Annotated in this window: 22 protein-coding genes; 4 read left to right on the plus strand and 18 right to left on the minus strand. The window is 43.4% G+C overall.

The annotated features are described in order from the left end of the window. Window positions 1-44: 44 nt before the first annotated feature. The 6 genes from GVK91_RS08775 to GVK91_RS08800 all read right to left on the minus strand — a co-directional run bounded on the left by GVK91_RS08775 (window position 45) and on the right by GVK91_RS08800 (window position 13,680). Entirely contained in the window at window positions 45-1,067 is a 1,023-nt protein-coding gene (locus tag GVK91_RS08775) for a glycosyl hydrolase 53 family protein (protein WP_159727957.1), read from the minus strand. A 36-nt stretch (window positions 1,068-1,103) separates the two neighbouring features. Beyond that, window positions 1,104-2,156 carry a DUF5111 domain-containing protein gene (locus tag GVK91_RS08780; RefSeq protein WP_159727959.1) on the minus strand — a complete coding sequence of 351 codons (1,053 nt, stop codon included), beginning with the start codon at window positions 2,154-2,156 and terminating at the stop codon, window positions 1,104-1,106. Between the two features lie 111 nt (window positions 2,157-2,267). Continuing rightward, window positions 2,268-3,833, minus strand: coding sequence for a RagB/SusD family nutrient uptake outer membrane protein (locus tag GVK91_RS08785; protein WP_159727961.1), 1,566 nt, complete (start codon window positions 3,831-3,833; stop codon window positions 2,268-2,270). 32 nt (window positions 3,834-3,865) lie between these two features. Next, window positions 3,866-6,850: a SusC/RagA family TonB-linked outer membrane protein gene (locus tag GVK91_RS08790; RefSeq protein ID WP_200845574.1), complete on the minus strand. Its 2,985-nt coding sequence runs from the start codon at window positions 6,848-6,850 to the stop codon at window positions 3,866-3,868. A gap of 201 nt (window positions 6,851-7,051) precedes the next feature. Beyond that, window positions 7,052-9,628 (minus strand): hypothetical protein, encoded by a 2,577-nt coding sequence (locus GVK91_RS08795; protein ID WP_200845575.1) that lies wholly within the window; start codon window positions 9,626-9,628, stop codon window positions 7,052-7,054. 149 nt (window positions 9,629-9,777) lie between these two features. Beyond that, window positions 9,778-13,680 carry an ATP-binding protein gene (locus GVK91_RS08800; RefSeq protein ID WP_159727963.1) on the minus strand — a complete coding sequence of 1,301 codons (3,903 nt, stop codon included), beginning with the start codon at window positions 13,678-13,680 and terminating at the stop codon, window positions 9,778-9,780. A 442-nt stretch (window positions 13,681-14,122) separates the two neighbouring features. Here GVK91_RS08800 and GVK91_RS08805 point away from each other — a divergent pair, with 442 nt between their 5' ends. Together GVK91_RS08805 and GVK91_RS08810 are read left to right on the plus strand one after the other, a co-directional pair. Further along, the gene (locus GVK91_RS08805) at window positions 14,123-14,854 is read left to right on the plus strand and encodes a PRC-barrel domain-containing protein (protein WP_159727965.1); all 732 of its coding nucleotides are present in this window, start codon (window positions 14,123-14,125) and stop codon (window positions 14,852-14,854) included. Window positions 14,855-15,082: 228 nt separating this feature from the next. Continuing rightward, window positions 15,083-15,241 carry a hypothetical protein gene (locus tag GVK91_RS08810; protein WP_153847830.1) on the plus strand — a complete coding sequence of 53 codons (159 nt, stop codon included), beginning with the start codon at window positions 15,083-15,085 and terminating at the stop codon, window positions 15,239-15,241. A gap of 111 nt (window positions 15,242-15,352) precedes the next feature. Here GVK91_RS08810 and GVK91_RS08815 read toward each other — a convergent pair whose 3' ends face one another. After that, window positions 15,353-15,538, minus strand: a complete 186-nt coding sequence (locus GVK91_RS08815; protein WP_046675215.1) for a CsbD family protein — start codon at window positions 15,536-15,538, stop codon at window positions 15,353-15,355. A 221-nt stretch (window positions 15,539-15,759) separates the two neighbouring features. On the opposite strand from GVK91_RS08815, the gene GVK91_RS08820 reads away from it, so the two are divergent. After that, window positions 15,760-16,215, plus strand: coding sequence for a PA2169 family four-helix-bundle protein (locus tag GVK91_RS08820; RefSeq protein WP_153847829.1), 456 nt, complete (start codon window positions 15,760-15,762; stop codon window positions 16,213-16,215). 117 nt (window positions 16,216-16,332) lie between these two features. On the opposite strand, the gene GVK91_RS08825 is transcribed toward GVK91_RS08820, so the two are convergent. The 11 genes from GVK91_RS08825 to GVK91_RS08875 all read right to left on the minus strand — a co-directional run bounded on the left by GVK91_RS08825 (window position 16,333) and on the right by GVK91_RS08875 (window position 22,297). Further along, window positions 16,333-16,788, minus strand: coding sequence for a hypothetical protein (locus GVK91_RS08825; protein ID WP_159727967.1), 456 nt, complete (start codon window positions 16,786-16,788; stop codon window positions 16,333-16,335). Next, a complete protein-coding gene (locus GVK91_RS08830; RefSeq protein WP_159727969.1) occupies window positions 16,782-17,414 on the minus strand; it encodes a CHAP domain-containing protein in 633 nt (210 codons plus the stop codon). The genes GVK91_RS08825 and GVK91_RS08830 overlap by 7 nt, the downstream gene beginning before the upstream one ends. Next, window positions 17,333-17,728: a hypothetical protein gene (locus GVK91_RS08835; RefSeq protein ID WP_159727971.1), complete on the minus strand. Its 396-nt coding sequence runs from the start codon at window positions 17,726-17,728 to the stop codon at window positions 17,333-17,335. Before GVK91_RS08835 ends, GVK91_RS08830 begins: the two co-directional genes overlap by 82 nt. Window positions 17,729-17,817: 89 nt before the next feature. Then, window positions 17,818-18,459 (minus strand): DUF6266 family protein, encoded by a 642-nt coding sequence (locus tag GVK91_RS08840; protein ID WP_159727973.1) that lies wholly within the window; start codon window positions 18,457-18,459, stop codon window positions 17,818-17,820. Between the two features lie 62 nt (window positions 18,460-18,521). Continuing rightward, complete coding sequence (locus tag GVK91_RS08845) at window positions 18,522-18,692, minus strand: hypothetical protein (RefSeq protein ID WP_159727975.1); 171 nt, start codon at window positions 18,690-18,692, stop codon at window positions 18,522-18,524. Between the two features lie 88 nt (window positions 18,693-18,780). Next, entirely contained in the window at window positions 18,781-18,975 is a 195-nt protein-coding gene (locus GVK91_RS08850; protein WP_159727977.1) for a hypothetical protein, read from the minus strand. 74 nt (window positions 18,976-19,049) lie between these two features. Further along, window positions 19,050-19,343 carry a helix-turn-helix domain-containing protein gene (locus GVK91_RS08855; RefSeq protein ID WP_159727980.1) on the minus strand — a complete coding sequence of 98 codons (294 nt, stop codon included), beginning with the start codon at window positions 19,341-19,343 and terminating at the stop codon, window positions 19,050-19,052. Window positions 19,344-19,377: 34 nt separating this feature from the next. Then, window positions 19,378-20,121: a LytTR family DNA-binding domain-containing protein gene (locus GVK91_RS08860; RefSeq protein ID WP_159727982.1), complete on the minus strand. Its 744-nt coding sequence runs from the start codon at window positions 20,119-20,121 to the stop codon at window positions 19,378-19,380. Beyond that, the gene (locus GVK91_RS08865; RefSeq protein ID WP_159727984.1) at window positions 20,118-21,149 is read right to left on the minus strand and encodes a hypothetical protein; all 1,032 of its coding nucleotides are present in this window, start codon (window positions 21,147-21,149) and stop codon (window positions 20,118-20,120) included. The genes GVK91_RS08860 and GVK91_RS08865 overlap by 4 nt, the downstream gene beginning before the upstream one ends. Before the next feature lie 46 nt (window positions 21,150-21,195). Then, window positions 21,196-22,080, minus strand: coding sequence for a hypothetical protein (locus GVK91_RS08870; protein ID WP_159727986.1), 885 nt, complete (start codon window positions 22,078-22,080; stop codon window positions 21,196-21,198). Between the two features lie 76 nt (window positions 22,081-22,156). Next, a complete protein-coding gene (locus tag GVK91_RS08875; RefSeq protein ID WP_153847820.1) occupies window positions 22,157-22,297 on the minus strand; it encodes a hypothetical protein in 141 nt (46 codons plus the stop codon). A gap of 316 nt (window positions 22,298-22,613) precedes the next feature. Here GVK91_RS08875 and GVK91_RS08880 point away from each other — a divergent pair, with 316 nt between their 5' ends. After that, window positions 22,614-23,606, plus strand: coding sequence for an AraC family transcriptional regulator (locus GVK91_RS08880; protein ID WP_159727988.1), 993 nt, complete (start codon window positions 22,614-22,616; stop codon window positions 23,604-23,606). Window positions 23,607-23,615 lie beyond the last annotated feature (9 nt).

Here is a 23,615-nt window from a genome sequence, read left to right on the forward strand (position 1 = left end):
TACAGTTCAATTTTTTCATTGTCATTCAGCGGCTTAAATATACCTTATTTAAAAGCATTCAATGCTTTTGTTGGGCGCCCATTATTGTCAAATGCACCCAGGGTATAACCATTCCAGCCACCATACGCCAAAGGCTCCCAATAGAATATACCCAGTACTTTCTGATCGGGCACGCTATTAACCAAGTTGAAAAGATCCTTTAACCATATTTCAGCACTATCTGCTTCATCCCAGCTCATCCCCACCTCACAGATCATCACTTCTGAATTGTATCGGGCAACCATATCTTTGATGTTGCTGATGCAGGCCGCATTGCGCTCTTCCCAGTTTTCTGGGGTCGGATAAAGTGACATGCCAATTACATCCCATTTCCCACCGTTATTTTTCAGACCGTCGAACATCCAACGAAACAAGACATTGTCAAATCCATTATGCAGGTGTACGATCACTTTTGCTGCCGGAAACACCGCTTTTACCGCATCATAGCCGGCATTATTCAATGTGGCATAATTAGCCATACTGACAGAGGCTTTTCCATCTTCCCAAAGCATTCCATTGCCCGTTTCATTACCGACCTGCACCCATTCAGGTGAGATACCGCTATCTTTTAGCAATTGAAGGACCTCCGTTGTATGATCACTAACAGCCTTCTTTAAACCATCAAACGATAAGCTCTTCCATGCGGCAGGCTTTGTTTGCTGTCCCGGATCCGCCCAGGTGTCACTGTAATGAAAATCCACCATAATGCGCATGCCCAGATGATGCGCCCGACGAGCTTTGACCAGTACATCATTCTTGTTGCACCAGCCTTGCTGAGGATCTACCCAAACACGCAATCGTACCGCATCCATCCCCAGTCCACGCAAGATTTTCAGCCCATCCACTGCGCTGCCTCCTGCATTAAAAAATTGCATACCTGAGGCTTCCATTTCAGTAATCCAGCTCACGTCCGCACCTTTTGCCAAATGTGTTGTGGGTACATCCACCTTAAGATTATCTTTGTCGTTGCAGCTAGACAAGCCCAAACACAAGCCTACCAAGGCCAAGATTATTTTTATTTTTTTCATCCGATTATTTCGTTTAAGAACCCGTCTCGATCTATTTTATTCCACATGATATTTGAATTGTTTTGGATCGCTTAGATCAAGAATCAATGTATGTGTACCGATCTTATCATAAGCGAAGCCAGTTCCATCGGCCGTATACAAGGCACAGTTTCCATCGCCCTCTGCTGCGCCAAAAAACCAAGTCCAGCTGCCATTGATCAATACCTTAATTCCCCATTGTTCAGCTGCTGTTGTCGTGATGGTTGCTTTCCAAACCTTCGCCGTCTGGTCATATACCATTGGCGTTGCTGTTGCACTCCAACCATTAAAATCGCCCGTTACCGTCATGGATTCTACGGAAGTCTCTTTCCAGGCCAATTTATTGAGATCGGCTGTCAAGTATAGGTACCCACCTCTACTCGTCCAGCAATTCCAGCGATCAGCTCCGCTATACAAGATGTATTGGCTACCATCCAGGGGATAAGAACCATAGATGAGCGGTGCACTCGCGCTTTCCGCATTGGTCAAATAGAAGTTGTACCATTGGTCGAGACGCACAAAACCATCGTAAAAACCATCTTCCTTTCTCGAACACAGTTTCCATGGAAACTGCGTAAACTCTTTATTCGATAGATAGAGATAGGCAGCATCCTCGACGGGCTGGTAAGCTGTAACAGTCAGGGCGATCACATTGCTGTAGAGCCAATCTGTATTGGTTCCCAATCGTGAAGCAATACGGACATAAAACACGTTCTTTTCATCGGGCAAAAATCCCATTCCCGTGACAAGGTTATTCAATTGTTCATGCGTATAGCTGAGCGAGCTTGCTACCTGCTCGATACTTTTGGTGACAGCAGAAAAAGATGGATCAGCAGCAATTTCTATTTTATTTTTTAAAGCCGACTGCGCCATTGGTTCATCGCTAGCCAAAATCGCCTCATCCCAGACAAGCTGCAGGGCCACGGCCTTGCGGTCAGTAGATTTTAGGACCAGTTCTGTTGTACTGCTGTACAACACTGCAGGTTTTATCCCACTGACAGCCGGTGTTCCCCCCTCCTTTTTACAGGCAACGAAAAGCAACACCAGGATATAGAGTGTCAATTGTTTCATAGGTATCATTATCTTTAAAAGTCCATATGGGAATACCTGGATACTCTCCGCAGCATGTGTGCTCAAATAGCAGTATATCCCCATAGATTTAGTTATTAATGCCAGCCACCGCTAGTAGCCAGGATTTTGGATCAAATTCGGGTTAGCACTCATATCGGTAGTTGGAATCGGATACAGATTGAATTTCGCATCCACAGAGCGGCCGTTCATGTCACCGCCTTTCCATTGCCAGAGGTAATTGCTACCGGTAAATTTCCCAAATCGAATCAGGTCAGTACGACGCGTACACTCCCAAAACAGTTCACGACCGCGTTCTGCAAGGATAAAATCCAGCGTCAGCTGCGCCTGGTCTATGGCTCCGGCCGAACTACCATACCCCCGCTGACGGATACTGTTGACCAACCTGATCGCTTCCTGTACACTTCCTCCGCCACCGCGCAGTACAGCCTCAGCATACATTAGATACACGTCGGCCAAGCGGATCATCGGGAAATCAGTACTTACCAAACCTTCATCTGTGGTATAGGTACCATTATCTTTCAAATTTGTAAACTTAACAAGCCCATATCCCTGGCTCGAGGCAGCGGGATCTTCGACATCCAGGGACTGGCCATTTTTCCAAAAATCACCTCTTTTGTCTTCCACCTGAAAGAGTGCTACAAATTCGCGAAGTGTACGAAAACTATTCCAGCCGGAAAGCACACCGTAATCCGATGATTTCATGCTTCCAACAATAGGGCCGTTGACAAGATACGTTGTCGCACCCCATGTCGTTGTATGCGCTACATCGGCCTCTATCGGAAAAATAATTTCATTGGTCCGTTTATCATTATCAGCATTAAATACCTGCTTATAGTTCGCATTTAAGGAATATCCAGCATCAATCACTTTTTTAGCATAGTTCAGGCATTCGGCATTACGTGCTGTGCCCGTATAAACTTGAGCATTCAGATAATTCTTGGCCAATAGGGACCAGGCAGCAGCACGGCTTACCCGGCCATACTCATTTTGACGTGCTTCCGGTAAGATCGTTTCGACCTCTGTCAATTCTTTTTCAATAAATGCAAAGAGATCAGCTCGTGTCATCCGTGGTGGAAAAAATGCAGCTACCGGGTCCTTTTCAGTCACAAAAGGAACGTTCCCATAAAGGTCCATTGCATGACTATAGGCCAATGCACGCAGAAAACGCGCTTCGGCTGCAAACTCTAAAATTTGTGCCTGCTCGGCCGAATTAAAAGTCGCCAGCTTCTCTGTTGTTGCATTCCGTAGAAATTCATTACAGATAGCTACCGTATAATAGATCCGATAATACATGGCATTCACCCAGGTATCGGAAGCTCCCCAGGTCATATACTGGATATCGGTCATATTGTCGCCTCCGGCCCATGTATAGATCACCTCATCAGTCGGTACCTCCTGCAAGTTAAAATACACCCGAAGGTACCCCCAAGAAGCCGTGCTGCCCGCCATATCCGGATCGGCATCACCACGTCCATTGCCCGCAACGGCAAATGAGGCATACAATTTAGCAAGCACAGCCCGGTAACCATCCACAGAGGTGTATACCGACTCCGAAGTCGTTTCTACAGTAGGATACTGGTTTAAGTCTTTTGTACAGGATTGCAGTAATGCGATTATACCCAACAATCCAAAACAATATCTTTTTATATTTTTCATCGCTATATAAGTTTTCTTTTTTGAGGCAGCCATTAAAAATCCATATTGAGACTCAAGGAGAAAGTTCTTGAGCGTGGGTAGAACGAACTGTCGAAGCCACTCGGAACCTCAGGGTCCATACCGCTATATTTGCTCACAATAAAAACATTCTGAGCTACCGCACCCACACGTAGATTGGAGATCTTACCCACCTGACCAAAATTATAGTTCACTGACAGGTTTTCCATCCGAAGGAAAGATGCATTTTCGACGTAATAATCCGAATAATACTGTCTGGTCTGGAATTGGGTATTCAAGTAATCCCGATGTAAGTTATTGATCGACGCATCGACATATTGAACTGTCTCCCAAGCACTAAGGTTCATTTTGGTATTATTGAATACGTAGTTACCCAAATTTGCACGTAGCGTCGTTGCTGCTGTCCATTTTTTGTAGGTTAACTGCGTATTGAAACCGAAGAGCCATTTTGCTGCCGGCGATTGATAGCGGTATAAGTCTTTTTCGTTGATCGCTCCATCACCATTCAGATCCGCATATACACCTTCCAGCGGCTTGCCAGCCTCATTGTACAACTGTTTGTAGACATAAAACATGTAAGGCTGATACCCCGTTGTCAGAATCTGGATACCACGACCACTGACATTCGGTCCCACATAAGTTCCCACGGCATTGGCATCCTGCACCAAAGCTATATTGGTTACTTTTGTATGCTGATTAGTCGCATTGAAATTGACTTCCCAGCGCAAATTATCCTTTTGTATGGGTACGGTATTCAGTTGAAATTCGAAGCCACTGCTTTCGACATTACCTACGTTAATGGTCGCATTCTGGTCAAAATTGGTTCCCGCGGCTACAGGCACATTAGCCAATAGATCATGCGTTTTTCTTGTGTAATATTCTATTGCACCAGACACCCTGTTTTTCCACAAAGCGAAATCGAGGCCGTAGTTAAATGCTTTGGTCGTTTCCCAGCGTAAGTCCCTATTGTAAACCGATGGTCTATACACCAGATGGTACTGATCGCCGAAACGATACTGTGCATAGGCTGTTCCCAAATTGTATACCGGCAAATATTCGTAATTTCCGATTCCCTCCTGCTGTCCTGTAACACCGTAACTCGCACGGAGCTTTAGATCGTCCAGGAAAGATATTCCTTTCATGAAAGACTCCTGCGAAAGACGCCAGGCCAAGGCGACTGACGGAAATGTTCCCCAGCGGTTTTCGGGACTGAATCGGGAAGTTCCATCCTTACGGACCGTAGCGGTCAATAAATAACGGCTATCGTAATTGTAGTTGATCCGTCCGTACCAGGAAACCAGGGTATGTCGTTCGTCAGATGCAATAGCAGTCGAACGTATATCACCAGCTTCGTTATAGTATACTATAGGTGGCCGTCGGGCACTCCAATATTGATAATCGTGGCCTGCTGTCACGTCAATTGTACTTTTAATTTCCGGGAAGAACTTGTTATAGTTTAGATAGCCTGTAAACAATTTATTTTTAAGCGTCTGTTCATAACGGTCAAAAGCACCTCCAATCGTAAAATTATTGGCCGCACTTGCCGGAATAAGATTCGATCCATTTCCTTTGGCATAGTCATATCCGAGTGTTACGTGCGCTTTCAATTCAGGCAACAGATGGAATTTATAATCGAGGTCAAGATTACCCACGGCTCTATTGACTGTACTACGGTGTTTTTCCTGCTTGAGCAATCCAAGTGGATTGAGGTTTGCACCTGTTGCCGGAAGACCGGCATTATCCAAACTCTCGTAATAGCCACCATACGCATCTGCCCCAGAATAAATCGGTTGCGTTGGATTAAAAGCTACAGCAGACCATATCGCATCGGTATTGGCAAAACCGTTGTTGTTATGGGCACCTTTAACATTTAAATTTACGGTCAGGTGTTTATTAAAAAAAGTGGGATTTAACACCAAAGCCCCCGTCACGCGCTCCGTTTTGTCGGTACGCAAAGTCCCCTGCTGATTATAATAGCCCACCGATGTACGAAAAGGCAAGGTCTTACCGATCTTTCCCTGTAGACTTAAGTTATTATCCGTCCCGATGGCATCCTGAAAAACCTCAGACAGCCAATCTGTTGAGGCATTGCCCAATAATGCCTTTTGGGCAGTGCTCCCTTTGGTATTGATGAGCGAGGCAAACTCGTCGCGCGACATCATATCGGCAACCCCCATAGCCTGCTGCATGGACACGATTGAAGAGAAAGAAAGCCGTAAAGCATCTCCTTTACCCTTCTTTGTTGTTATCAATAATACCCCGTTTGACGCTCGGGATCCATATATTGCTGTCGATGATGCATCTTTGAGCACTGTCATGCTTTCGATATCATTCGGGTTGATCAGACTGAGAAAATTGCCACTATTGCCGCTAATACCACCAGTCTCTAGCGGTACCCCGTCCAATACGATCAATGGATCGTTGCTGGCACTTAAGGAGGCTCCCCCACGGATACGTATCGTACTCCCAGAAGAAGGTGAACCGCTGTTGGACATCACCTGTACACCAGCTGTTTTTCCATTGATCAGCTGTTCGGGAGAGCCGACAAGTCCACTGTTAAAATCCTTGCTTCCGACCGTATTAACGGCACCGGTTAGATCCTTTTTTGTCGTACTACCATAACCTACGATGACGAGCTCTTCCAGCACATTTCCCGCAGGCACCATACTGACATCCACGGATGTTCTCCCTACAACCGTCAAGGTTTGGCTACTGTAGCCTACAACAGAGAATAGAAGCTGGGATTTACCCTTGGGCAATGAGATACGGTACGAGCCATCACTCGCTGTTGAAGTGCCCACCGTAGTTCCGGCCACCAGTACTGTTACACCTGCCATCACCTGTCCATGCTCGTTGCGGACCACCCCACGGACATCCTGTTGTTGCATCGACCTGATCCACTTGCTTTCCCCTTTCGTTGCAGCATAAAGCTGCGTTTCCCCAAGACAGGATAGCAAGGACAAGCCCAATAAACTTGTTTTAAATGCAAAACCCTTCATTGTTTAAAATTTAGATGTGTTTATAATTGTTTTCTTTCCCTTTATTATATTCTTTGTACTCCTTATCGCTTTGTTAAGCCTTCCCCTAAAAAAACGCAGCCGTTTTTTTCAGGTCGTCGTCCTGCTACAAACCTTGATCCTTACAGCCTGACGGATTATTATCCATGCCCTAATAATCGGTGGTATTAAGCAGCTTTATCGTTATTCGAGCCATATCGCAGCTATAGATAGTGCCACCCCTTCCATCTTTTCGCCTGAAACGATTAGTTTTTCGATATCCCTTTTGTCAAATTGAACCGGAACCGTGGGCTTAAAAAACCGTTCGAGAAATACAGGATAAGGAGCAGGTAGCAAAGCCGTAGGCACGAGCTTTAAGTCGGCTAGATCCATACGGACCACTGTTTCGCCGGATGCCCCAATAGCTATGTTTTCCACATAGGTATACCCTTTTTTTGTCACAAAACCAGCATTCAGTAGCGGATTCCCGCCCTCATGTTTCAAGAGTATACAGAGCTTTGTGGCAGCAGCAATACCCGCAGGACGTTCAGCAATTGTCGATTTGATATCTTTTACCCAAAAATACTGTACCCCCGAATCCTTGGCATGAAAAGTATAGGTCCAAAAAGGAACTTTACTGAGATCATGATGCTCCCGTTGCGCAGTCATGTAAGCCGTTTCTGGAATAGCGAAAGTTTCCAAAGAAGAGACTTTGGACAAGGACTCAAAAAGCCCTATAGATGCGCGCTGTTCATATAAGCCAACCGTCCAATAACTATTGACGCGATAATTCCATTCCAGTGGGGCTCCAGTCTGATTGTCTGGGTAAGTAATTTTTTCACCACCCACAAACACAGTAGCTGTATATTTCAATTCATGGCCCACTAATAAGGATGCCGGGATGTCCGCTTCATAGGTACGGTTATCTTTGGAGAACAACTTGATGTAGGGATTATGATCTTTCCAAAACGAAACCTGATCCGTTTGTAGAATAATTGAATCGGGCTTTTTTTCAAAAACATAACGGAACTGCAATTTAGTAGACCGGCCTTTTTCCAATATTTCGGGCTGCTGGTGTATCAATAAAGGCTGCTTCAGCGCTTCAGTTTTTGGCGCGTAATATTCGCCCAAATGGCCATTTTTCCAGGGCGAGGAAGCTAGCCAGCTATTTTTCAGCTGGAGATTCTTACGTTTTAACAGATATACTCCAGGCTCAACGCTGAAACTTGTTTTAGCGACTGAAATATCTTCATCGCTGTTGTTTTTCCCTAACAGTGACCGGACGGTAAAAAGGTCGCCTAGATCAGGGATCCGAATATCGATCATCTGTGACCGGTACAGGATATGTACCACCTCACGATCGAGCGATGGCTTTGCAAAAGGATCAGCGATTTTTTCTGCATCCGGCATAACCTCCAAACGCCATAGACCATCTTCCAGACGATCTAAAAAATAAGCACCAGATCCGCCATACTCCACCACAGGTGATGAACCATGACCGGCAATATGTTGCAATTTCGTTGGATTTAAAGGGCTTACTGTCGTATTATTGGTGTAAAAATACTTATCCTGCGCATTCATCACGGAGAGATCCTGCTCATAACTGACGCTAAAATCGCCAAATAGGGTGTCTTGAGGATACTGTTCAAACTTTTTATTTCTCGGTATCGTATAAGCTACCTCCGCAGCGATCATGGTACTCAGTGCTTTTGCTGGGGTATAAGCCAAATTGAGATAATGTGTCTGATATTCGGTATTGTAGGCTGCAATATCCATCGGATCGTAAGCAAACTGAGTGACCCACTGAAATCCCGCCGAACGAAATGTGCGGCTCATCGCGGGATGCATATAGCTGTAGAGATTATCAGCAGGATCATATTCGTAAACCGCTTTCGCTTTGTTGGCGAAGCCTTTCAAGTTTGAAAAAGGGATATCGTACTGATCAATGTAAGGAAGAAAATTCCCCTGACGCTCCCGTCCAGCAACCAGTCCCACAGGATACCATTGATAAGTTGTCCCTTGGATATCAGCATCAAAATAAGCCTTAACATGTTCCATATTATGACTTACATTGTAGAAAATTGGTTTTTTATTACCACTTTTCTTCATGGCCTTCACCATTCGACCGATATAGTCCGACGTTGTCTGAATGGCACCTGTATGACAAGGTTCATTATTTATTTCAAAGCCAATGATATAAGGGTCCGTCTGATAAGTATTTCCGGTATACGGGTTGACATGATGAAGTAATTGGGTAATGTATTTTTCCTGTGCAGCTATCGCCTGTGGATTAGCATGAACCGCACACTTATCATAATGATACGTAAATGCATCTGTATTTATATTTCTCTCTGGATAACCATTACCAAAATTGGTCATTCCCGTAATCAGGATCCTAATTCCTCTTTCCTGAAGTTTAAAAAACAGATAGTCCAATAGATCAAGGTGTTCATTGTTGATCAGGTTACCATTTTTATCGGAGATTTCTACATCCCAGATATGGATACGATAAGCATTATATCCCAAACGGGCGAAGTGGTAAACGTCGCGATCAATAGCCTGCTTTCGATCGAAGCCTTTATTGTGCAAAGCCCGAAAGGCATGGGCAAAAGGAACGGTATAATTGACGCCATAAAATGAAGCTTCAGCTTTGGAGTCGGACCAGCGCATGACACCTTCACGGTCGACAAAAACTGTAGGGACCTTTTTAATAGCCTTAGATTGAGCGTAAGAATTGACATAGCCCAAAAGAGCAAAGCAGCATAAAATAATTACACGCATGGATTGTATCGATTTATAATTTTTTGGTTATTACTCTTACAAACCTATTAAACGTGATTATTTTTTAAGGCCACATATCGGACAAAGAACAACACAAATTGGACAACCTCAACCACCCAAAACAACAAACAACACTAACAATCAACTGCTTACAAATAACCCTCCATATATACCTTTGGTGACATCCCAAATTCCGATTGAAAGCATTTTGAGAAATAAGAAGCATTGGAGAATCCGACCATATACATCACCTCGGAAACGGTAAACTTTTTTTGCTGTAATAACAGCGCTGCTTTTTTGATACGAATGCTGCGTATATACTCCACCGGTGTATAACCTGTTAGTTGCTTAATTTTACGATGGAGTTGTCTGGCGGCGACCTCAGTGAGCTCACTGAGCCGCTGTACCGAAAATTCCGAATCGTCCAAATTTTCTTCGATCAGCTGCGTCACATTGGTCAGAAATTTTTCATCTGGTGAATGTACAGCTATTGATTCTGTGGGTTTACTTATTTCGTCGATACGCAATTGAGCGACAATCTTATCTTTCCTATCCAAGAGCTGCAATAGCTGTATCTGGAGCAATTCCAGATCAAAAGGTTTCGCCATATAAGCATCTATTCCGACTGCAACCCACTCGCGTCTGATCAGCTCATCGTTTTGTGCTGTCAGCAAAATGATCGGAATAGTTGCCGTCACGATATTTTGTCGTAGTTTTTTCACCATTTCAATCCCTCCCATATTGGGCATCATGGCATCAGTGAGAATAATGTCGGGCACAAAAGCATGTCCGTCGATCAAGCGTAAGCCCTCGCTACCATCACTCACAATGCGGCAATCGTAATGTGGCTGCATGGCATTTCGTAAAAAATCAGCGAGTTCGGCATTATCTTCTACGATGAGTAGTTTTCGTTTACCTACTACAGGTATGCTATCGGTCGCCTCCTTATCGTTTACATAGTCATGTTTCCAACTAAGCGTTACGGCTGTGCCCTTTTGATCGCTCGCTATATCAACGCTCCAGCCCAACTGCTCACAATAACTTTTGACCAGGTACAGACCAACGCCCGTCCCCTGTACAGCACTCACTTCTTTCAGGGAAGAACGATAGAATTTGCTGAAGACATAAGGTAGGTCTTCGGGTGCTATACCAATTCCCGTATCCCGAACGATAAGCTTGACATCTGGACCAATTACTTTCAGCTGCAGTTCCACGCTACCCTCCGGACGATTATACTTACAGGCATTAGCTATGAGGTTGTTGAGAATCGACCCCAGTTTGGCTACGTCGGTCTGTATAAAAAAGCTCTCTACATCAGCAACAAAGTCAATATGGACGGTACTGTACTCCGGAACCTGCTGCCAGTCAGCTATAATTTGTCTGCTATAGGCGACCAGATCCACCTGAGAGGTAAGCAAGCCCTGCAAGGGCGTCTGTTGCTGCTCGACCTGATCAAAAGTCATCAATTCCTGGATGAGATGGCTGATTTTTAAGGCATTTCGATGAACACCATCCAACTGCTTCTTTTTGTCACTGTTCTTTGTCTGCCGCATCATTTGGCTGACAGGAGCCAAAATCAGGCTTAAAGGGGTTTTCAGCTCATGCGACACAGCTGTCAGGAAGTCCATTTTCATCTTTGTGAGCTCAAGTACCTTTCTCCGTTCGCGCCTTTCCCATTTTAGCGTACTGCGAACCCTGAAAAAATTGACAACCCAAAATAGCAGGAAAATAACAATGAGGGCGTAAGCAGTTTTGGCCCAATAGCTTGCATACCATGGATAACGGATCTGAATATGGTAGGTATAAATCTTTGAGACTACATGACCGGCGATATCCACTTTAGCCAACTGAAGATCGTAGTTACCCGAACTTAAGTTGGACAGGAGCACTTTGTTATCACCCCGTTCCATCGGAATCCAGGTTTCATTTTTTCCTTTAAAAGCATAAGCTAGGCGATAGCCCAAATGATTCCCATAATCCAAATCGGAAAATTCAAGCCGGAGGTTATTCTGATCATGCGCCAAAGCGATCTCGTTCTTATACCGCAAGCCATAGTCGTAATTACCGAAACGTTCATTATTGACATACATTGCGGTGAGCACAATCTTTTTGGAACCATCCAGATCCGCTAGCTCATTTTGCGCGGGCAACAGGACCACCTCATCAATTCCTCCCAGCACCACTTGTTCCCGCTCGGCATCGTAGTACATCGAGGATATCCTTTGTCCGTATCTTAATAATTCAGTTTTTAAACTCTGCTTATTAACCTGCCATACTCCAGTACTCGTTGCCAGCCAGATGCTTTCTTTGACCTCGGCCATGGCAGTTACTTCTCCTTTACCAACAGGATCAAAACGAAGCAATGTATTTTTCCCGTCCGGAGCAATTCGCCTCAATTCGCCATGTTCCCCTACCCACACCGTATGCTGCCCATCCTTCAGCATAAAGGTCGCCTGATCCAATGCATGCCCAGCGCTGTCTTTAAGCTCCGTTATTTTCCCTGTGGCCACATCAATGCTACTGATCCCCTTATTATAGAACAGCGCCAAGATCTTCCCCCTTCCATTGTCAACGATCTGATTGGCAAAATCTTCCAGAAGACCGTCAGCTTTACTGAAATTACGGTTTGCTATGACCGGGCCCGTCGCCTCCAATAAACGGCTTCGGTTGACAACAAATATCCCCCCCATATAGGAGGCCACCCAGAGATTATCCTGTCCATCTTGCAAGATGTCGTACGACCATTTCGCATTTCGTCTTCCACTGGCATCGACGATTGTAAAGGTTTTAAACTGTTTCGTATGCGCATCAAACACATTGACGCCACCGTCGGAGGCTATCCACACCAATCCCGTATGATCCTCAAATATATCCCGGATACGGTTGTGTGCCAGACGATAGGTCTTGGCATCCATACGGTACCAGTTGCTTTCCGTATTTTTGTCGTCCAGCCCACGTACACGGATCAAACCATTATCGCCTCCCAGCCAATACCAGCCATTGCGATCCCTGTTAATTTTATAAAAACGGTTGCCGTCGCTGCTCGCTGTAAATTGATAGATCGGCAGTATTTTTTCCACCTTGCGGTTGGACCATAAGGAAAATCCCAGGTCGGTACCCAGCCAGATATTTTCCGACCGATCCTTAAAGATACTCCACACGATGTTATTGGCCAGCGAGTTTCTATTCCGGGAATCATGTTTGATCCGTTTAACCAACTGCTGATCCAGCTGATACGTAAAAAGACCATCATCCGTACCGACAAGCAAGGTGTTGGAATCTTTGGAAGCCATTGCTTTGATGGGATGATTTTGTAATACCGGAGTTTTCTGAAGCGTATGGTTCTTCGTATTATAGCGATACAGGCCGTATTCTGTTCCAACATAGGTACTTGCCGATTCCGGAATAGAAAATATAGAATTCACAAATTGATTACTCCCCGGCCTATAATCTGGGAGCGGTAGAGGCACAATATCTTTTCTCGCTGGATTTAACTCAAAAAGTCCATTATAGGTACCGATTAAGATTCTATCGCCCACCTTTTCCAGTGCATACACGGCGGTTTTTGATTTATTTTTTGGAAATAAATTATGATAATCAATAAGTTTACGTGTCTTGGTATTATAGCAATACAAACCACTTATTGAACCTATCCACAAGGTGTCGTCAACAAGTAGCAAAGACCTGACATCTCCAGGTCCCCCTGCCGGAAAAGATTCAAATCGGTCGAACTGATAGTTATAGAGCAGCACTCCCTGCCCCGTCCCCAATGCGTAATGTTTATTATCGATCAGCGCAATGCAGTAAACGAAAGTCTGAAAAGGAGATTTGGTCCCAGTGAGCGGCTGCAGCGCATAGCCATCATAATTAAATAACCCATTGTTACTTCCCAGCCAAAGCATCCCCAAGCTATCCTGTGCAAAAGAATGGACTGTATTTGCATTCGTTCCCAAGGAAATATTCCGAAAAGAGGGATAATCCAGCGATTGCCCGAAAACAGCCGTACCCACAAAGGAAAAGACAAGTGACCAATAGAAATAAAGAGATTGCATTTTTTATAAGCGCTATACCACAAACTTAATTATTTCAAATGGAATACCACTTATCCAATCAATCGTCCGAAGCGGAAATAGCATCCTGTACGTCGATGATCCGTTTCTGACTTTTGGACCGTTTTCCAGCTGATATTCTTTACCCGGCAATCCTGCCCAACTCAAAATTTTTCAAACGAAGCCAAGTAGCGGTTGTTCTTTTTAAAAAAGTATATATGGCACATTTAGAAGTAAAACCGAGAAACGGAGCCCCCTGGTGGCTATGGCTGCTGCTTTCACTTATCGCGCTGGGCTTGGTCCTGTATTTTATAAACCGTTACAACAGTGACGCTAGGTTAGATAAATCCACTCCCGATACAAGCATTAACACAACAGCGCCGCAAAGAGATACCCTTTAGACCTCCGTTGCATATAAGAATTGATCACCAAAAAAATTGAACACATGGCATTAGAAGAAAAAAAATATAATCATTTAATTGAACTCGGTGGAAGCGATTACGAAATTGTCGACGGCGAACCTGATATCCGGGGCTGGAAAGTAAAGAATGAGGCCGGTCAACTGCTCGGCAAGGTAGATGATCTGCTCTTTGACCCTGAAAGCCAACAGGTCCGTTACATTATAATCGATCTCCATGACGCCGAATTTGTTATTGACGAAGATAAAAAGGTATTGGCCCCCATTGGACTAGCTTCGCTTTACGATGGCACACAGATTCAGGCCAGCAATGAGGAAGCTTACGCCACTCCGCCTGTCGAACCGATCGATCATAGCGTAATCCTAACGGTAGACGAAATCCCAACAGAGGAACCCGCAACGGATTATCTGTATAATCCCGCCGATGATGGCGAAGTTGTGGTCATAGCTGTCAGTGAAGATCAGTTAATCCGCTTACCTGCTTACCGACCAGATGAAGTTGATCCGCAAACTGAGCTATCCGTCCGTCATGTGTTTGAAGGTACCGGCGACGTCGGTTTTGTCGTGAGCGACATCAACTATCACCCGACTGAGTTCTATGATCATTATCACTTTAGTGAAGATACGTTCTACAGCGGCGGGAAAAAGACGGAAAGTCTTCCTACAGATCAGAGGCAGCGCACCCGTAGAGTGGCTGCCCGATATGAGCAAGGTACCGGACATGAGCCGGGTACGCTTGACAATAACAGTGAACTATAGGACAATCAGGTATAACTATTACATCAGGTATAGATAACAGCACTTATCTATACCTGATGTCTATTTATAGCTGTTTTATCGGGCCGTATTTCCTGAATTGACTCGTTAAAATACCCAAACCGCCAGTATTTTATAACCTATCTCACAAAATAACTACTGAAATCCCTTTAACGTCATATAAACTGCATTAAAATTGCAGGATTTGTAGAAAATCAATACAAATCGGTTATGAAAGCAACATATAAAATCGTCAACGAAAAGAACAGGCAAACCATCAGGAGGTATTATGAAAAATATAGCTGGTATAAACTTGACCGCGAGGAGCTTACTCAGGAATTACTGATCCGGGGTGGTTTTCTAGCGATTCTTACCTGGTTGCTATGGTAAACTCCGATTTCGTTGAATTTACGCTTATCGAGTTTTGCCAGGATATAATAAAACAGCATAAAAAAGGCGGATAACATTGCTGCTATCCGCCTTTAACCTAAAAACACTATTCTACAAACCGTTCAACCAGCTATTCACCTCATCTTGTGTTTTTCCTGTTTTCTTTTGAAGTTTACCGACCAACTCATCTTCTTTTCCCTCTGCATATAGTAAATCATCATCTGTAAGATCTGCATATTGTTGTTTTACCTTACCTTTAATTTCGTTCCAACGACCTTTCCATGTTAATTCGCTCATAATATTTCCTTTCGTTTTTTTATAAATAGAACATCCTGCAGCTGAAATCGTTTAAAAAAAAATGTTATCAAATGTTAAAATATTCTTTCGAATCTTCTATTTCAGCTATTCATTTTATAAACCACAATAATTACTATAAAAGAAATAAAGACAAACTAATGATTAATCTACCTTGTTCCTTTTAAAAACAGCATAAAGATTAAAAATAGTATCACGAAAAAATGAAAAGTAATCGGAACAACCCTAATATTTTAAATGAGCTTATAAAAATCAATAATGACCGCATCGAAGGATACAAGCTGGCGGTCGATCTGGCCAATGAGCAAGGCGAAGGTGCCCGGGAAGCTGTCTTCAAAAAGCTCGCTGCGCAGTCCGAAAAATTCATTGCCGAACTCAGTCCGCTGGTTGAGTTTGCCGGTCAAGACGCCACCGACCGGACGAAACTGAGCGGCGAACTTTTCCGGCTGTGGATGGTGATCAAATCAAAATTATCGGGTGGCAATATGCAGCATTTATTGGAGCAATGTGAGCGGGGAGAAGCGGTTTTCAGTGAAGTTTATGAGAAAGCGCTAGCAGAGGAAAACAAGCTATCCATTGGGGCCAAAAACCTCATCCAGATTCAACTCAGCCAGCAGCGCGAAGCCCATGAAAATATTAAAATTCTTTGCGGTATCTAAATTTTTGCATTGATGAGTAAATCACAAAAATATCGAATAAAAAATAGGCTAGGAAACCATACCTAGCCTATATAAATACAATCATCTAACTTATTTAAGGTATCCAAAAAACCACTGTCAGCGCAAGAATGTTTTAAAAAAATTTCGAAATTTCCAGGTAATAGCAACTGCTACCAAAACAAATCCGATGAGCCAAAGCTTAGGGACCGCCCATGCGCTACGTTTATCTGTGCTGAGTACATATTTCGTTTGCATGTAGCTATCGCTGCTGCTTGTGGAAAGCTCATTTTTCGCGCGTGTATTTACTTTAGATTCCAGCATCGCCAGTTGACCGTTTTGTCCAATCAGACCACTATCTGGGTGAAAGCGGAAACTGCTATTCGTCCAAAAATGCCAATACCGCGATTGACTGTCTTTTAGTTCCTTGTACACAACATCCACTTGCCGCTTGTAATGTGATTGAATTCGCTCTTCTCGCTGATCTTCCTTTCCCCTGTTTCGATAAAGCTTACAGGAACAGAAAAACAAGAAGACAATAAAAAAAAGCAACCGCTTGTAAATATACCTTACCATATCCCCTCCCCGCAGTCCAACCAATTCGAAAAGGCATAAATAGTTATCAAAGGGCGTCGCTTGGAAAGCACTTGGTCCGCACTATTCCCCTCCACGGTCAGTATCCAGCTTCCCTCCTTTTTTCGCACAATCCCTACATGGTTGATACGCTGGAGATTGGGGCTATATATAGCGAAGAGATCTGCCTGGCGCACAGTTCCCTGCCTGATCTGCTGGGCCGTATAACGCCGGGCCATTGGAAAAAGTGCCGGACTCCAGGCATTGCGCGGAACAGCAAGGCCCGTCTGGCCATAACACCAGGAGACAAAAGCGGCACACCAGGCATCCCCCTTTCCAAGTCCGGTATACGCTAGGTATTCCTCTACCCGCTTGCCATCGTTATTGCCTGTGGCTTCCTGCACACCAATTTCGTGTACCGCAATATCGACAATGCGTTCGCGTACACCCGAACTGGCGTAGCGTTTCACTGATGGGTCATCCACCTGCTCCAGCCCAGGGCTGGTACTTGGGAGCTCAGCATAACTGCCTGACTGCTCCTTATCGGCTATAGCAGCATTGCCAGCACCGCCAAGAAAGAGAACAGCGACAGAAAGAAAACCGAAAAATAAATAACGCATTTTTGCCATGATGTCAATTGATTAAAGTGAACACTAAATTGCTGACGAAAGAGCTTAAAAGGCTGCCAGAGGATCTCCTGTAGCCAAAAGCAGCAGTAGATAATCAATAGTGCCGCCAAAACGGCAAAGAACAATACCGAAAGAATACCAATATCCAATACCCCTGCCGTGGGATCTATCGCTTGCAGCAGAAAGCCTGCAGCAATAAAAAATACCATAAGACAGACCAGACTAATGCCCAGTACCCATCTCCCTGTCAAAGGCCAATAGATATACTCGATATCCGCGACCAATTGTTGTTGTTGTTGTTGTACTATTTTCATTTGTTTGATTTTAAATTTTACCTTATCGAATCAATTCGTTTCAAAAAAAGAGCTGCTCCCGAAAGAGCAGTCTCCATAAATCCACACAGCTAGGTGAGCACAAATTCACCTAAATACTGGCTGCTTGATGTCATCACTCCGTCCCGATGGATGTTAAATGTCCAGCCGACTATTGTCTTACCGGTATAGCTGTCTGGCAGCGTAATATCCATTGCGGCATCAAGTCGTGTTGCACCTTCAAATGCAAAAAAGAGGTTTTCTATTACGTCGTACAAAATCACAAGGACCTGATCATCGTCAAACGCATTGAAGCGGTTTCCGATCGGATCCCAGGTCAAAGACAATACCTTCGGAAAAGATTCAACTGTCTGCAACCCTACCAGAGCGGCCAAACCACCGCTTGCGATTTTCACGACACTATAGTCGACCGTAAAATTGGGATAAGCCCCTTGAAACGCATTATTGATAAATTGTTGGAAAGCTACATTGTAGCCCGTTTTGTTTCTTTGTTTGCTGTCCGAAAAACCCAGCATCAGGATATCTTTAATGGATTTGAGAAAACTGGTTGTCATCCCAAATTTCATGCGCTGTGCCAGCTGGTCTTCCGATGCTGCCTTTGAACTTTTCTTTGGCAGTGACCGTACATAGTCTATACCCCGCCACGACGAACCTACGATGTTGCCGACCTTACCCTGGTAGGCCCCGTGAATTCCTTTTATAAATCTTGCCATACTATTATTTTTTTAAAATATTTAACCATCATGTGGCGCTGCAGGCAGCCACGATATCGATATCATGACACTAAGGTAAAGTGGTTTAGAAGCGCATTTGGTCTAACGACGCCATCTGACGCCATTTGTCTGAAATTGCCATTTATGGCGACATAAAACCGAGCTATATGTTGGGAAATACTGTATTTTTCGAGGGGTTTCGGTCCAGGCTCGCCCGCTTCTGGATTAGTCATTCTTTGTTAGTTTGTGGCTATTTTTAGGCCATTCAAAGGCCGCTGCATTGTTAATATGACAAGGTATAAGCAGATAAACAGCAAAGAATCACCAAAGAATAGGCAGAGAAATGGCAAAGAAATACCAGAGAATAGGCAAATGAATAGCAAAGGATATGCAGAGAAAGACCAAAGGATAAGCAATGAAGTAGCCTAGTTTAGGTAAGCTATCAGTAAGAAAATAGCAGGTCGGTATACTAGCAATACCAAACCAATGCGCCACAACAAGTAAAGAATTGGCCATAAATCAGCTATGAAAAAAGAGAATAAAAAAAGGCCAACCTTTTCATAAAAGATCAGCCTACTAAACACTAGGACTCAAATTAGTCCCTTAGCGATACTCCGCTTGATTGCATCCTGTAGATCCTTTTCGCGGTAGTAATGTTTGTTACCCAGGTAAATGGGCTTAAGGACTCCCGATTTTACCCAGCGGTTGTAGGTTCGTTCGGAGATACCTAATCTTGACACCACGGCCATGCGGGTCATCAATTCATCAATGTTCCACTTTGTCATTTGTCCAGACTCCAAAGAGAGGTGGTGTGCTGATAGTTTTGCATTGATTTCTCGCAACAATTGTACGATTTCATCCAATTGTGACATAAAATATTTCATTGGTCGATACCATGAAATGAGGGCAGCCTACCCTTTACTTATTATTTTGTTTATACACTTCATATTGGTGTTTAAAATTCTCTTTATAAGATCTCGTCATTAAAATAGGAAAAGTATTTCTTGGTTTCATCAAGTATAATTCATCTGTGCGTACTAGATCAACCTTCGCTAAATTAACCAAGGTATTACGTCGTGGACGCGCAAACTTAGCGACCGGAAGCTCGGATTGTAATGCTCTAAGGCTTCCTCTATAGCGATGGCTCTCCTCCTTCATAAAAATATCAACCAGAAGATTGTTAACCGTGGCATAAAAAATTTCTTCCACCTCAATATCAATCATTTTGCTATCCAAGGTTTTCACCCTCAGCGTTTTTACATCACGCGTTTTCATATCCAATCTTTTGTCGACCATCTCGACTACATCTTCCATTTTCGCCTTTAAGGCGTTAAAACTAATCTTTTTACTGAAATAAGTATAGATACCGGCCTCATTGGCTTTAAAGACATAATCTGTATGCGCAGAACAAGCCACCATCAATGGCGGATTAGGGATCAATTTAGCCAGTTTGATTCCATCGATATCGGCATCGCCAAGGTCCATATCAAGTATCAAAATATCCACTTCACTTTCTTTCAAATATTCAATGGCTTGCACGGGATTATTCACAATCTCGATATCCTCATTGATAAAAGGAAGCTCTTTTAAGGACATCAGCACATATACCAACGAACTGGGTTCATCGTCCACGATCAATACCCTATAATTTAGCTTATTCATTTGTTTTCAAAAAATTTTAGTTTAATATGTATAGAAAAGATCCCATTTTGTTGCTGTGTCTCCAGTGTGGTCTGATAATCTACTTGTTCCAGTTTCGCGCGCAGTAATCCAAAGCCAGTTTCAGTGCTGATTTTATCACTTTTGGGCGCCCAATGGTTTGTGCAACACAAAGACATTTCAACCCCGTTGCCAAGGAGCGTAAATACGATTGGATAATCTGCCGATATAAGGGCATGTTTTAGACAGTTTTCCAACGGGAAGAATAATATGCCTGTTGGTATTGCCGGGTAAGTAGGCTTTCCTATTGTAGGCTCATAGCGAACCGCTCTTTCTCCATAGTAATCCTGTAGTAGTCGAACGAAACAATTGAGCTCGTCAAGCTCTTCCTCAAAAGGTTTGAGTTCACCATTTTTCTCGATTTCCAGCAAATAAGCCAAAAACTGGATGATATCCCGTTTGGTACGTTTATCGGATGGTTCCTCATCGATCAACATCTTACCAAAGCTCGTCAGGAATATCGTTGTCAGGAAATGCGAGGTGTATTGAATACCCAAAGCCCTTTCCCTAAATTGTTCCAAGTCCTTATTCAGCACATTTCTCTCCTTTTTTAACAGCGATGCTTTATAACGAAAGAAAACTCCTGCCGCCAATAAATTAGCGACCAGATATCCACTGATAATCCTAAAATAAAACTTTGGCAGATTAGCGGATTGCACATGACGGGAGAAATGTATATTAACCTTCGGAAGTATCGTATAAATTAAGCTATGGATGCAGGGGATAACAGTCAGGGAAATAAGGACATACAGCACAACGCTGACTATTCTTCGTTTATACGCTTCTTTCCAGATATATAAGTACAGTACAGTTATCACATAACTGTATACCGTATACAAAGATGCAGCGATTACAATCTGGATGAAGGGAATAGCTTCTTCACTCCATAACAAATTTGCCAACCCTACTAAAGTCAACATAAAAGCAAAAACAAGCATATTCTGATACGCCAAATGAAGTATGTTTCGCATGGTAACCCGTCAGTTTACTTAACAAGTTTAAGTTAAAAAAATATTTTTATTCAAATTGGTAACAAAAATATTTTCTGTTAAATATTCCTTTCCTTTCTTCGAGTTGAATATGAATATTTTCTGCTAGTTTCAAACTAAAGTTAGGCGTTATATATGATTTGATTTTATAACAATTGAGAACATGTAGATATGCCCAGCATTCCCAACGCCAGGGTTCATCCTTGATTTGATTGGCTAAGAATTGAAACAGCAATTGCATACTGCGCAATAGATAATCTTCTCTACTTTCGTGGCTCAATCGAAAAATCTCTTCCCCCATAAAAAGGTAATAGCGGCCGTCTTTGACGGAATGGGCTAGTGGGACAATCGGCATTTGAAGTAAAAAACTCAGTAAAGCAATACCTTTGCGTACATAGATAGAGCTTTCCAAAAAACTAACTTTCAGTTTTCTCTCCAGCGTATCTTTAGTTCCACTATTTCCATCGGCAAATATCAGCAAGTGTCTCCCCGCACGCATCGTCGTCCTGGCCTTCAATAGTACACTTGGATCGTCGCTCATCAAAAAGCTGTGTAATGTTCCCTTTTCATGACATAGATCACGAAGTGCTGACATTTCTTCCTGATGCTTTGCAAATACTTTTCTATCCATTAAGATATCGAACTGGATGTTATTTTCAGCTAGTATTTGGGGGATATAGGCATGCATCCCCAAGTGATATAGTACCAAAATGCTCGGTTCGGCTTCCGGGAGCGATTCTATAGCGTCAGTATTCCAAATCAGATTAGAATGCAAGGGTTTGGGCAAATGATAATTGCACCATTGTTGGTAAATAAATTGGTGTTGCTCCCATTTCAATCGGGGCATGTAGCGGTGCAGATGTGCCGAAAATAGCGCATAGCTCCAGCTGTGGTTGTCTTCTGAATATATCATTTAAGGCGATTTATTGAAGGGAGGAAGAAAACATCCCTGTTTTCGTTCCTCCCTCAAGGGTATTTGGCTGCGCGAATTAGAAAGTTAAGATGGGACAACTTTCCTCATCTTTGACCTCACCGGAAATAAAAGATTGCAGCTCATCCCATTGTAAAATAGGCTGCGCTTCCATTGCCTGATCTATGCCATTGAATACCTGATCTTTCAAGATTTTCATTTCATACTATCTTTGATTTACAATTGGCCCTTCAAAGGATTGTACCTTCCCTTTGTCGAACACTTGACTACTCCATATCGGATCCGACGGTGGCAAATATGTTAGAACAAATAAATCCTTTCAAAAAAAATTGTACATATACCGGTTAATGTCACTTACAATTCAAATACAGCTTAGATCTGTCATCCACGATCAAAATATGTCATCTGAAATTTAATTCCGTCAACTGCATTAAAAAACAAGTCATGTACAATTATATTTGGCTCCCTCCAATTAAACTTCATAAAATCATCTTTTAACTATTTATATAACCGAGATGAAAAGAACTTACAAATTTTCTTTAAATGAGGGTTTTAGCGCAGTCAAACAACCTCAGCAAACAATTAGTTACCCCATCCGCAATGCAGAGCAAATGCATTGGCAATCTACCGACAACCAGATTAGCGAGCAGATCTTCGATGGGCGGTATGCTTACCTCTATTATTACGAGTATTGGATCAACGAGGCAATGGACCTCCAGGTGGAGATGACGATGAACGACCTGCATCTCATCTATCCCCAGTTAAGCACAGGGCATATTTACGGCAAACGTATGGATCAATCTTTTACCTTCGAACTATCAGAAGCAAAAGGTGCATATTTTTACCTCGCTAAAGGCATTTACAACCTACACCTGCCAGTAGGCCACCACATTTTGATTGGCTTTATTGTCGATGCGGGCATGTTCAGACCACCTGTCCTACAGCAATTCGCTTTTATCAGACATCTTATACAAGCCAAGAAGGAACAGTCTGCGGCAACACTTAAAAGTGCAGACTTTAGGGTAGGTCCGCTAACCATCAAATATCTGCGCATTCTATTTAGCAAGCTTAACCCCAATACGCTAAACAACGAGCATATCCTGCTCAGATACTTAATTTTCCTGGTTCATCTCAGCCGCTTTAAGCTCATCGAGGTAGAGGATCCGATCCTGCCTCTCCCACAGAAAGCGAAAGAACTGCTCGAAGTGATCGTCTTTCATGAAGGCGCGAAGACGCGCATCCATGAAATTGCTCAGATTCTGGCTGTCGATCCAGCGAGCCTAAGCCGCCGATACCATCAATTTTACGGTATCAGCATGCAGGACGAGCGCAATATGCACTTGCTGGCCTTCGTACAATTAACCATCGTGGAACATGATAAACTGGGGGCTACCGCAGATGAGACCGGATTTAGCGGTCCGAGTGAACTGAACCGATTTATCAAAAAGTTGACCGGCAAAACTGCATTACAGTTTAAGGCCGAAATTGAAAAAAATCTCAAACGCTAAAAACAACTG

Source organism: Sphingobacterium sp. 18053 (genome assembly GCF_902706145.1).
GTDB classification, from domain to species: domain Bacteria; phylum Bacteroidota; class Bacteroidia; order Sphingobacteriales; family Sphingobacteriaceae; genus Sphingobacterium; species Sphingobacterium paramultivorum.

What these genes read in the sequence shown, in the direction of transcription:
- GVK91_RS08790 (WP_200845574.1), bottom strand. Translation starts at nt 6,850, where the DNA reads ATGAAGGGTTTTGCATTTAAAACAAGTTTATTGGGCTTGTCCTTGCTA.
- GVK91_RS08880 (WP_159727988.1), top strand. Translation starts at nt 22,614, where the DNA reads ATGAAAAGAACTTACAAATTTTCTTTAAATGAGGGTTTTAGCGCAGTC.
- GVK91_RS08845 (WP_159727975.1), bottom strand. Translation starts at nt 18,692, where the DNA reads ATGACTAATCCAGAAGCGGGCGAGCCTGGACCGAAACCCCTCGAAAAA.
- GVK91_RS08805 (WP_159727965.1), top strand. Translation starts at nt 14,123, where the DNA reads ATGGCATTAGAAGAAAAAAAATATAATCATTTAATTGAACTCGGTGGA.
- GVK91_RS08850 (WP_159727977.1), bottom strand. Translation starts at nt 18,975, where the DNA reads ATGGCCAATTCTTTACTTGTTGTGGCGCATTGGTTTGGTATTGCTAGT.
- GVK91_RS08875 (WP_153847820.1), bottom strand. Translation starts at nt 22,297, where the DNA reads ATGAAAATCTTGAAAGATCAGGTATTCAATGGCATAGATCAGGCAATG.
- GVK91_RS08800 (WP_159727963.1), bottom strand. Translation starts at nt 13,680, where the DNA reads ATGCAATCTCTTTATTTCTATTGGTCACTTGTCTTTTCCTTTGTGGGT.
- GVK91_RS08780 (WP_159727959.1), bottom strand. Translation starts at nt 2,156, where the DNA reads ATGAAACAATTGACACTCTATATCCTGGTGTTGCTTTTCGTTGCCTGT.
- GVK91_RS08815 (WP_046675215.1), bottom strand. Translation starts at nt 15,538, where the DNA reads ATGAGCGAATTAACATGGAAAGGTCGTTGGAACGAAATTAAAGGTAAG.
- GVK91_RS08775 (WP_159727957.1), bottom strand. Translation starts at nt 1,067, where the DNA reads ATGAAAAAAATAAAAATAATCTTGGCCTTGGTAGGCTTGTGTTTGGGC.
- GVK91_RS08860 (WP_159727982.1), bottom strand. Translation starts at nt 20,121, where the DNA reads ATGAATAAGCTAAATTATAGGGTATTGATCGTGGACGATGAACCCAGT.
- GVK91_RS08865 (WP_159727984.1), bottom strand. Translation starts at nt 21,149, where the DNA reads ATGCGAAACATACTTCATTTGGCGTATCAGAATATGCTTGTTTTTGCT.
- GVK91_RS08795 (WP_200845575.1), bottom strand. Translation starts at nt 9,628, where the DNA reads ATGCGTGTAATTATTTTATGCTGCTTTGCTCTTTTGGGCTATGTCAAT.
- GVK91_RS08840 (WP_159727973.1), bottom strand. Translation starts at nt 18,459, where the DNA reads ATGGCAAGATTTATAAAAGGAATTCACGGGGCCTACCAGGGTAAGGTC.
- GVK91_RS08855 (WP_159727980.1), bottom strand. Translation starts at nt 19,343, where the DNA reads ATGAAATATTTTATGTCACAATTGGATGAAATCGTACAATTGTTGCGA.
- GVK91_RS08870 (WP_159727986.1), bottom strand. Translation starts at nt 22,080, where the DNA reads ATGATATATTCAGAAGACAACCACAGCTGGAGCTATGCGCTATTTTCG.
- GVK91_RS08830 (WP_159727969.1), bottom strand. Translation starts at nt 17,414, where the DNA reads ATGGCAAAAATGCGTTATTTATTTTTCGGTTTTCTTTCTGTCGCTGTT.
- GVK91_RS08835 (WP_159727971.1), bottom strand. Translation starts at nt 17,728, where the DNA reads ATGAAAATAGTACAACAACAACAACAACAATTGGTCGCGGATATCGAG.
- GVK91_RS08810 (WP_153847830.1), top strand. Translation starts at nt 15,083, where the DNA reads ATGAAAGCAACATATAAAATCGTCAACGAAAAGAACAGGCAAACCATC.
- GVK91_RS08820 (WP_153847829.1), top strand. Translation starts at nt 15,760, where the DNA reads ATGAAAAGTAATCGGAACAACCCTAATATTTTAAATGAGCTTATAAAA.
- GVK91_RS08825 (WP_159727967.1), bottom strand. Translation starts at nt 16,788, where the DNA reads ATGGTAAGGTATATTTACAAGCGGTTGCTTTTTTTTATTGTCTTCTTG.
- GVK91_RS08785 (WP_159727961.1), bottom strand. Translation starts at nt 3,833, where the DNA reads ATGAAAAATATAAAAAGATATTGTTTTGGATTGTTGGGTATAATCGCA.